Annotated in this window: 10 protein-coding genes; 8 read left to right on the top strand and 2 right to left on the bottom strand. The window is 55.4% G+C overall.

Annotation, left to right across the window (positions count from 1 at the left end; genetic code table 11):
* Window positions 1-177: 177 nt before the first annotated feature.
* On the bottom strand, window positions 178-759 hold the full coding sequence (locus CJ255_RS12425; RefSeq protein ID WP_097644424.1) for a thymidine kinase: 582 nt from the start codon (window positions 757-759) through the stop codon (window positions 178-180).
* Between the two features lie 185 nt (window positions 760-944).
* On the opposite strand from CJ255_RS12425, the gene CJ255_RS12420 reads away from it, so the two are divergent.
* The 5 genes from CJ255_RS12420 (at window position 945) to CJ255_RS12400 (ending at window position 6,905) form a co-directional block, all read left to right on the top strand.
* The gene (locus tag CJ255_RS12420; RefSeq protein ID WP_097644423.1) at window positions 945-1,703 is read left to right on the top strand and encodes a DUF4388 domain-containing protein; all 759 of its coding nucleotides are present in this window, start codon (window positions 945-947) and stop codon (window positions 1,701-1,703) included.
* Window positions 1,704-1,928: 225 nt separating this feature from the next.
* Window positions 1,929-2,600, top strand: a complete 672-nt coding sequence (cmk, locus tag CJ255_RS12415; RefSeq protein WP_097644422.1) for a (d)CMP kinase — start codon at window positions 1,929-1,931, stop codon at window positions 2,598-2,600.
* A 145-nt stretch (window positions 2,601-2,745) separates the two neighbouring features.
* The gene (locus CJ255_RS12410; RefSeq protein WP_245863361.1) at window positions 2,746-4,269 is read left to right on the top strand and encodes a YdbT family protein; all 1,524 of its coding nucleotides are present in this window, start codon (window positions 2,746-2,748) and stop codon (window positions 4,267-4,269) included.
* Entirely contained in the window at window positions 4,266-6,218 is a 1,953-nt protein-coding gene (locus CJ255_RS12405) for a DUF8726 domain-containing protein (RefSeq protein ID WP_097644421.1), read from the top strand. The genes CJ255_RS12410 and CJ255_RS12405 overlap by 4 nt, the downstream gene beginning before the upstream one ends.
* Window positions 6,219-6,905: a heme exporter protein CcmB gene (locus tag CJ255_RS12400; RefSeq protein ID WP_097644420.1), complete on the top strand. Its 687-nt coding sequence runs from the start codon at window positions 6,219-6,221 to the stop codon at window positions 6,903-6,905.
* An 18-nt stretch (window positions 6,906-6,923) separates the two neighbouring features.
* Here the strand turns inward: CJ255_RS12400 and CJ255_RS12395 are convergent, their stop codons facing one another.
* The gene (locus CJ255_RS12395) at window positions 6,924-7,130 is read right to left on the bottom strand and encodes a DUF2283 domain-containing protein (RefSeq protein WP_097644419.1); all 207 of its coding nucleotides are present in this window, start codon (window positions 7,128-7,130) and stop codon (window positions 6,924-6,926) included.
* A 599-nt stretch (window positions 7,131-7,729) separates the two neighbouring features.
* Here CJ255_RS12395 and CJ255_RS12390 point away from each other — a divergent pair.
* The 3 genes from CJ255_RS12390 (at window position 7,730) to CJ255_RS12380 (ending at window position 9,609) form a co-directional block, all read left to right on the top strand.
* A complete protein-coding gene (locus tag CJ255_RS12390) occupies window positions 7,730-8,695 on the top strand; it encodes a cytochrome c biogenesis protein (protein WP_097644418.1) in 966 nt (321 codons plus the stop codon).
* The gene (locus CJ255_RS12385) at window positions 8,692-8,925 is read left to right on the top strand and encodes a CcmD family protein (protein WP_097644417.1); all 234 of its coding nucleotides are present in this window, start codon (window positions 8,692-8,694) and stop codon (window positions 8,923-8,925) included. Before CJ255_RS12390 ends, CJ255_RS12385 begins: the two co-directional genes overlap by 4 nt.
* Before the next feature lie 273 nt (window positions 8,926-9,198).
* Window positions 9,199-9,609 (top strand): cytochrome c maturation protein CcmE domain-containing protein, encoded by a 411-nt coding sequence (locus CJ255_RS12380; protein WP_097644416.1) that lies wholly within the window; start codon window positions 9,199-9,201, stop codon window positions 9,607-9,609.
* Window positions 9,610-9,621 lie beyond the last annotated feature (12 nt).

The raw sequence follows: 9,621 nt of genomic DNA, 5'->3' as shown, positions 1-9,621 counted from the left end.
TCCGCCCTATTTCCTATTTCCTAATTCCTGTTTCCTGTTTTCTGTATCCTGGGCGTTCTGAAGCCTCCGCCCTATTTCCTATTTCCTAATTCCTGTTTCCTGTTTTCTGTATCCTGGGCGTTCTGAAGCCTCCGCCCTATTTTCTATTTTCTAATTCCTAATTCCTAATTCCTTCCCTCAGCACGCTGGCTCGTAGCATGCGCGGCAACGCGCCTCGTAGAGTTCCAAGCCGCCCACCACGAGGGTTGCCGCATCGGCGGGCGCGGGGCGACCATCAATCAGGCGCTGCGAGCGGGTCGCATAGGCACCACAGCGCACACAGATGGCATAGAGCTTATCTACCTGCTCGGCGACCGCCATAAGCTGCATCATGCCAGGAAAGGGCTCGGCACGGTAGCTTTGATCAAGCCCAGCCACCAGCACCCGTAGCCCCCGGTCGGCTAAGGCTTGGCAGCCCGCCAAAATCTCTTCGGGGCGATCCTCAAGGAAGTGCAATTCGTCAATGGCCGCCACCTGTACATCATCGGCAGCGGCTAGGACTTCGTGGATTGAACTAACCGGATAAGCCTCCAGTTTGGCGCCGGTGTGGCTGGCAACATGGCCAACACTGTAGCGCGTGTCGCGGCGTGGTGTGAAGATGCGGCAAGGCTGGCGTGCGATCATCACCTGGCGCATGCGCCGAATTAACTCTTCAGTCTTACCACTATACATACAGCCACAGATTACCTCAATTCGCCCACCAGTGCATAGTCGGGTCATTGTGTATGTCGCTCCTTCATAGTGTAGCGGAGGTTTGGATGCGTTGAAGCCTCCCCCAAGAAAACTCATGTTGTTGTGTGTCAGGCTCTTTGCGTAAAGCGGGTGCGAGTATAGCATAGGATGCCTAGCATGGTGGCTTAAAACAGGGTATACTGAAGACTGATACAGCCTTGGGGAGCATAACGGTGAAACTGGAAGGTACCATCCCACTCTTTCCTCTGCACGAGCTGATCGAAATGGTCGTCTATAGCTCAGTGACGGGGACACTCAATGTCTACGGGCCTGGAGCGCCAGGTACGCTCTACTTCCGTGATGGCGTGCTCTACCATGCTGAACGCGGGTCTGCTGAGGGCATGACCGCCTTATCCGAGTTGTTTGAGGTCACTGAGGCTCATTTCACGTTTGTCAGTGATGTGACGACCGAGGCGGAGTCGCTGTGGGGTACGCTGCATGAACACCTGCATACAGCACAGCGGCTAGCGGCGCGCTGGCGTAAGCTACGGGCCTATATCCCCCACATGGATCTGATTCCATTGCTGCTTGGCTCGCATGAGCAATTAGTCCACCGGGTGAGCCCCAAGCACCATACCATCTTCCAAGCGCTTGATCAGCAGAGCGACCTGCGCCAGTTGGCGCAGAAATTGGGTTGGGCCGAGATTGACGTGGGTGAAGCGATTGTCCAGTTGTGCGTTGACGGTCTGATCGAACTCCGCCCTACGCGCCAAACCACTGCTCAGGTCGAAAGCCCAACTGACGACCAAAAATCGCCGCGCACGGGTGGCCTCTTTGACCGCATTCGCAGCCGCACTCCTCCTCGCCCCGCACCGCCGCCCCCGGCTGCTGCGGCTACCACCGCGCCTCAGTCCACTCCAGAGGAACCTGCATCAGAACCAAAAGAAGCTGAGTCGCCTGATGATTTGATCCTCAAGTTGCTGCGTGGGTGATCCTCGGTAAGAGAGATACAGAGATTTTTCACCACAGAGGCACCGAGGGCACAGAGGTTGTGAGGTTAGGAGTGTACACAACCGTGATTGCGCTCACATCAGCATCTCTGTGTGCTCTGTGTCTCTGTGGTAAAAAACCTCAGCACCTCTGCCGATTTGCGGTATTTGCAGCCTTCATGCTAGAATTGCAGCGGGGTAACGACCGTTCTTCGTTGATTGAGGATCATGCAACTACCCAATGTCATAGCCATTGATGGCCCAGCCGGTGTTGGTAAGAGTACGCTCGGTGCATTGTTGGCCGAACGGATCGGCTATCTCTATTTTGACACAGGGGTGATGTACCGCGCGCTGACGTTGGTGGCGTTGCGTTTGCGCCTCAACCTGAATGATGGCGAAACGCTTGAGGTGTTGGCGAAACAGGTAAAGATTACGGTTGATCCGCCAAAAATAGCCGATGGCCGTCAGTATACGGTGATTGCTGATGGTTCTGATGTTACATGGGCGATCCGTGATCCGCAGGTAGAGCGCAATGTCTCGTTGGTCGCACGCTATCCAGAGGTGCGCCGTGAGATGATCCGCCAGCAGCGTGCCATTGGTGAACGGGGGCGCGTGGTGATGGTGGGTCGTGATATTGGCACGGTGGTGATGCCGAAGGCTGAGTTGAAGATCTTCCTTGAGGCCTCTTTGGAAGAACGGGCGCGACGACGGGCAAGTGAGCGTCGAACCAGTAGCGCTGAGTCCGATTTGCCCCAAGTACGCCACGATTTGGCCCGTCGTGATAATCTCGATCAGCACGTCTTGCGCCCGGCTCACGATGCGCTGATCTTGAATACTGATGATATGACCATTGCCGATGAACTTGACTGGATTATGGATCACCTAGCGCGACGGCCCTAGTGATACCAATTGCCCTTGAACATGCCGCATTATCAAGAACGCGAAAGCCCATTGGGACGCCATGTTCGGCAATCTACAATCAACAATCTACAATCTACAATCATAAATGGTATGACCTGCTGCGGCGCTACCCCAGGGGATCACCATGTCAGAAGCCTATGAACAGCGGCGCACCATCTCGAATTGGTTGCGCTTCCAGTTGGAACTGGATGCCGCGTCGGTCATTGATCTTGATACGAATGAGCAGATTCTCCATGTGACCGGACGGCATATTATTGTGCTGATTGGGCGCTTGGTTTTACCACTGTTCAGCCTCTTTACCTTTGGGCTTTTGGCGCTCTATCGCGGTACCGGCGGTGGCTTTGTGGTGACTGGCGTTGGGGTGCAGCCCGGCTTCGATCTGATCAATTGGCTCTGGATGGTCTTTATTGTGACCCTGTCGCTGATCTGGATTGCGCTCTGGGTGCGTGGCGCCCAGACGCGCCAAGCTCGCATTATTCTGAGTATGATCATTGCTACGTCTGTTTTACTGATCTATTTTCGTTCGATTGGTGGGCGTATTTTTTACCATGATCCCCAGATGTTTGCTGGTCAAGCGCTTGATTGGATCAATCTGATCCTCTTGGGTCTAACGTTGCTGAGTGGCATCAGTGTGCTGTTTACGAGCTACGATTGGCTCAATGATGAATTGATTCTGACCAATCAGCGGGTGATCTATGATAATGATCAGGTGATCATTCCGCTGCTGCTTGAGCGCCGTCAGCAGCAGCAGATCTTTCTTGAGGATGTGCAGGATGTGGGGGCTTCAACTGAGACCTACGCCAAGCATCTGTTGGGCTATGGTACGGTGCGCGTCAAGTCGGCGCGCATCAATGGCGATATTGTCTTTGAGTCGGCCAGTGAGCCAATGTTGATGCAGCAGAAGATTATGGGCCAGGTGCGGGCGCTACGTAAGGCGATGAGCGATGATAACTATGTGCGCCTCGTGGCCGACCATATCTATGGCCAGAAGATGGCCAATCAGCGCCCTTCGCCTATGATGCGGAAGACGACGGTCTGGCGCTGGCTCAATTGGCTCATTCCGAATAACCCTGAGATTGATGAGCAGAGCTCAATGCTGACCTGGCGGCCCCACTGGCTCTTTCTGCTACAGGGGCTGATTGGGCCCTTTGTCTGGCTCGGGTTAGGGCTGCTCACGCTGCTCATTGGTGCCAACCTGCTGCTCCCGAGTCCCCTGTTCCTTGGTGGGGCTACCTTTGTGGTGCTGCTGGTCTTTGTGCTCTGGGCGGCTTGGCAGTGGGAAGATTATCGCAATGATCTCTATATTTTGACCCCCGAAAAGATCATTGATATAGAAAAGAAGCCCTTTGGCCCCGAAGATCGGCGTGAAGCAGGGCTCGGAGCGGTCAACAATATCTCCTCGCAGACCACCTATATTAGCAACCTGTTGGGCTATGGCGATGTGGTGGTGACGACGGCTGGTGGTGGTGGGGCCTTCACCTTTTGCCGCGTACCACGTCCGCGCGATGTGGTGGCGAAGATTACTGAGTATAATGTCCGCTTCAAGCGCGCCGATAAGAATCGTAGCCTCAACGATATGCTCGGCTTGCTGCGTCACTACCATGATGCCCAGTTGGAGCGTGAAGAGATCAATCGGCCAACCTTATGAAGCTTGCCCGTCCTGTTGCGTGCCTCGCCGCCCTCGCCTTGTGCCTCATGCTGCTCGTGGGTGGGCTAGGGCCAACCGCTGTGTATGCCCAGAACCAGCCACCCCCCGTGAGCCTAGAGGTGCGCGTGGGCTATGATGGTGCTGGTCGCTTCCGCGTGAACCACTGGTTCCCCACGGAGATTATTGCAACCAATGATGGCCCCGATCTGCGGGGCACGATTGAGTGGCATGTGCGCGGCATGGCTGAACCAGCCTTTAGCGCCCCACTCGATCTGCCCCGTGGTGCCCACAAGGCGCTTCAGATGCCCCTGCTCATCCCTAGTAATGTGCGTCAAGCTACGCTTGTGCTGATGGTTGATGGTGTCGATCTGCTTGCCCAACAGGTTCCACTGCTACCATTGCTGAGTGATCTGGTGCTTGTGGGGGTGATCAGCAGCGACCAGAGCCTGCTCAATAGCTTGCATACGGTGCAGTTTGCGCACCAGTTGGCTACACGGGTGATTTCCCTTGACCAAGCTTTGCTGCCCGATCATGGGCAGATGTTGTCGGGGTTGGATGTAATCTTCATCCACGAACTGAGTTTGGGCGAACTGCGCCCAACTCAGCGTGAGGCGCTGGAGCTTTGGGTAGACATGGGCGGGCGCTTGGTGGTGGGAGGAGGACATGCAGGCGCATTGGCAAGTGCCAATTTGGCCCATCTGCTGCCGGTTGAGGTTGGGGCGCTACGCCCGAATGTGGAACTACAGGCATTGGAACAGGTGCTTGACCCAGCGCTGGTGGCGAGTAGCGTCGGTAGCGCGACGGCGCATGCGGTGCGTTTGCGGCCCGGCGCACACAGCCACGACCAAGCCCAGTTGGTAACTCAGATAGAGCATGGGGCCGGGTATGTTATCTTTACCGCCTTTGATCTAGCGGCAACGCGCGCATGGCTCCACGAAGCCCAATTCTGGACGGAAATCCTCACGATTGAACCCCGTATTGAATTGGCCTCGTCGTTTCGTTGGCGTAGCGATGACCTGCTACGCAATGCGCTAAACCTAGCGGCCACACGTCTGCCTTCTACTGGTCTGCTGCTGCTGCTCATGGCGACCTACATCATCATTGTGGGGCCGCTGAATTTTTGGCTTTTGCGCCGCAGACGACGTTTGGAGTGGGCTTGGGTGACAACGCCGCTGATCGTGGTCTTCTTTCTGGTGGCGGCCTATGGTTCTAGCCTCTTGCTGCGTGGCACCAATGCACAAGTACACCAATTGGCTATTGTGCAGGGGGTTGCAGGCAATAGCGTGGGGCAGCGCACCACCTTTTTGAACATCTACTCGCCGCAACGGCGCAGCTACGATATTACTTTTGCATCTGACAGCCTCGTAAGCCCCATGAGCTTTGAGGGGTGGCGCAGCCAAAACCTCACGCTCCACCAGCATGAACTGAACGTCGGCTTTGAAAATCTGCTCATTGATGTCTCGGCCCTACGAACCCTATTGATTGAAGCGCCGGTCACAACGCTGCCGCAAGTTTCTAGCCGCCTCGAGCGCGACGCCCTGCACGTAAGCGGCGAAGTGCAACTCGAGGGCAGCACGGGGCTGCGCGATGTGCTGATTGTTAAGGGTACCAATGCCCAACTGCTTGGTAACCTCGAACCGGGGCAGACCGCCACTGTTGATCTTATGCTGAACCAAAGCAACTTCCCTGGGCCGATCGGCAACCGCTTGAATGACGATGGATTGATTAGGCGCAGCCGGGTACTCAGCCAAATCTTTGATCATGACCGCTTTGCACTTGGTGGTGGACAGTTTGGCGGTGCTCGGCGCGGCATCCCCAACGATGCAGTCTATCTTATGGGCTGGACGACTGAGCCTGGCGCGAGTATTGTGATCAATGGTCGTACAGTAGCGCCACAAAGCGAGACGTTGTACATGATTCGCCTCAACTTCAGCAACGAATCGGTGTAGATGAGAGCTCTGTTCGCGGCTGCTTGGGCCGTCTTTGTGAAAGATCTGCGGAGCGAGTTGCGTACGCGCTACGCGCTCAATGCGATGGTACTCTTTGCAGCCTGTACCGCCGTGATGGTGAGCATTGGCACCACCTTCATTGGGCTGCGGCGCACCGACGAGGCGCTCCTGATCCAGGCCTCATTGCTCTGGATTGCGCTGCTCTTTGCGGCCATGAGCGGCTTGGCGCGCAGCTTCGTCCACGAAGAGGAGACGCGCACCCTCGCGGCGCTACGCATGGCCGCGCCGCCGCTGGCGGTCTATTTGGGCAAATTCCTCTTCAACGTGGCGATCCTCGTATTGTTGAGCATTGTCACCAGCCTACTCTTCATCATCTTCGTGCGCGTACATGTCGCCAGCCCCCTGGCCTTTCTAGCAATCTTAGCAGGAGGCGGGCTCTGTCTCGCAAGTGCCACCACCATCCTGGCGGCCATGATTGCCCAAGCAAGCTTCAAGAGTGCTCTCTTCGCCGTGCTGGCCTTCCCGCTGCTCGTGCCCCCGTTGGTCGTGGCCATCCAAGGGACAGCCCTCAGCCTAGGGGATGGAGGCTTGGCCCTTGCGCTCCCGGCCCTGCAATTTCTACTGGCCTATAGTGTGGCAACGTTTGTTGCCTCGCTGATGCTTTTTCCCTTTGTGTGGGAGGCGTAGGCTGGGGGATCGATTACACTATGCAGCCTTGCCAACCACCGCATATTCTACGGCGAGCGGATTTTCGGTGCGCTTTGAGGCATCAAGGATCTCTAGGCCCACGATATTGCCATCCTCGTCATAATCAAAAATGAGGCCCGGTTTCTCCTCATCGCTCTGCTCTATCGGTGCGCTAGAGAAAACAATGCGTAGGATATCCACCTCAGCATCATAGGTCACTTTCATGGCTCATTACTCCAATATTTGCTGATCTTGCTGGTACGAAGGAATAGTATAGTACATTATGGTTTGAGATGCGCTGTGCTTCCTCTAAGGGAAGCAGAAATTGTTACGTACCCCAGCAGCCTGTCATGCTGAATAGTCCATGTGCGGGCATCGTAGTGCCGACTTTAGTCGGCTGAGGTCTTTGGCAGCGATGGGAAGCCGACTAACGTCGGCACTACCTACGGCCTCTCATGGAAGCAAAGCAACGGGATAATCAACAACATCCGCTTCCCTAACAGGGCTACGTCAAAGTGGAGATGGGATGCGGGAGCAACTTTGACGTCCCCCCCTTCCACCAAGGCAAGCATGAAACATGCTACAATGGCTAAGGGATGGTTACAGGGTACTTTACAGTCTTGAGGCATCCAAGGCGTTCTGAAGCCTCAGCCCTATTTCCTATTTCCTATTTCCTATTTCCTATTTTCTGTATCCTTCCCTAAGGATGCAAAAGTCTCATCTTGCTTTAAAGATAAAAAACTTGCACCATGATACACTTGACTACGTACCCACTGCGTAGGTGGTGGTGCAATACCTGCACTGGTCTGGAAAGGTAGCGGGCTATGGTGCAGCAGATGGCCCAAGTTGGCAAGCTGCTCATCGGGGTTTGGATGGCGGGCGTTGCGGCTGCGATGTTCTTGATCGTGCCGCAGTATGAGGGGTTGGGCAATGCGGGGCGCATTATTATTATGCACGTCCCCACCGCTTGGGTGAGTGTCTTGGCCTTTGCGCTCTCGGCGATCTTTAGTGGCCTCTACCTCTGGCGACGCAAGCCTGCCTATGATGACTACGCCCTCGCTGCGGCTGAGGGTGGCTTTCTGTTTACCGCCTTGGCTACGATTACCGGAATGATCTTTTCGGAGGTGGTCTGGGGCGTTTTTTGGAATTGGGATCCGCGTCAGACTTCGATCTTTGTGCTGCTGTTGATCTATGCGGCCCTCTTTGCGCTCCGTTCGGCGATTGATGATCCGCAACGCCGCCGTCAGCTCAGTGCGGTCTATGCGCTCTTTGCTTTTGTGACGGTGCCCTTTCTGGTTTTTGTGGCGCCACGTATGGCTGAGAGTACGCTGCATCCCAATTGTGTCTTTATTCAGGGCAGCCACTGCGATGGGATTACGCTGGCGGAAGGACGGATTGGGCTCTTGGGTGACCATAAGCTGCATCTGCTTGAACTTGAGCGGCAGGGTGATGTGGTGACGGCCCATGTGCTGGTGGGTGAGCCGGGGCTGGCGCGTGAGACGCTGCTGCGGCCCAGTTTTAATCTAGCGACCGGCACTATGATGGATCGCCCTGAATTTCCGGGGGTGCGTTACCAACTCGGTTTAGAACGGGTTGATCTGGCAAGCAATAGTGCTTTGTTGAATATTGAGGCGCCTGGTACCGGGGTGTTGGCCAACCGCACAACGCTCTATACCTTCTTGGCCTCAACGACTGGTTTTACGGCGCTCTTTATCTGGATGCTGCATGTGCGGGCGACCCTGCTGGGTATAGCTTGGACGTTAGCACAGCGTGAGGGGGTTCGTCTATGATTCCGAACGCGGCGCTCGAAGCGGGCGTGGCGATCTATGTCGCGCTCGCCGTCGCCTTATCGGTCTGGTTGGCTATCTTCATCTACCTCTGGCGGATTGACGCCCTCGCACGTCGGCTCAAGCAGAGCCTTGAGCAGCAACAGCAGCAAGAGGATCACGAGCGCCCTGCCGTCCCCAAGGCGCGGGTCACTCGTGTGCAAGCGGCTGAAGAAGAGACCGTGGAGCGGTGAGGGACAGAGGAGACAGAGAACACAGAGGGTTTTACCACAGAGGACACAGAGGGTTTTTTGTAAGGGATGGTTTCAGCAATGCGCTTTCAGCTTTACAGTTGGAGTGCCGACTTTAGTCGGCATCCAGAGGTTGTTGGCGACCTCAGCCGACTAAAGTCGGCACTACCTAATAGCGCAAACGGTAAAGTGCTCTGAAACCATCCCAAAGAGCGAAACAAGCTGTCCCTATTCCCTACTTCCTCGTTTCTGTATCCTTGCCTTAAGGAGAGCAACATGACCCCAACGGAAGAACGTAGTGGTGTTCGTGTGAAACCATTGCACCTTGCGGGCCTTGCGATCATTATGATCGCGGTGGTCTTTGGTGCTTTTGGTTTTCAGAGTGGTTTTCGCTCGTACACGCAGAGCATCGATGAGGCGATGGCTGCGACACGCAGTGTGCAGTTGGCGGGCTTCTTGGGTAGCACTGGTGAGTATGACGATTATGGGCGTTTCACCTTTATGCTGCAAGATGAGCATGGCAAGCTGCTGCGGGTGATTTCGCAGGATCCACGTCCGGCTAACTTTGAGCATGCGATCAGTATTGTCGCGATTGGACGCTATGACCAGGGTGAAGATGCGTTCATGTCCGACCAACTGCTGGTCAAGTGTCCTTCAAAGTACCAGGAAGTCGAAAATCAGAGCTAGTAAAGATTGATT

This window comes from Candidatus Viridilinea mediisalina (assembly GCF_002532535.1).
In the GTDB taxonomy this organism is placed as follows: domain Bacteria; phylum Chloroflexota; class Chloroflexia; order Chloroflexales; family Chloroflexaceae; genus Viridilinea; species Viridilinea mediisalina.
Note: the sequence above shows the minus strand (reverse complement) of the source record. Positions and strands in the feature narration are given on the sequence as shown.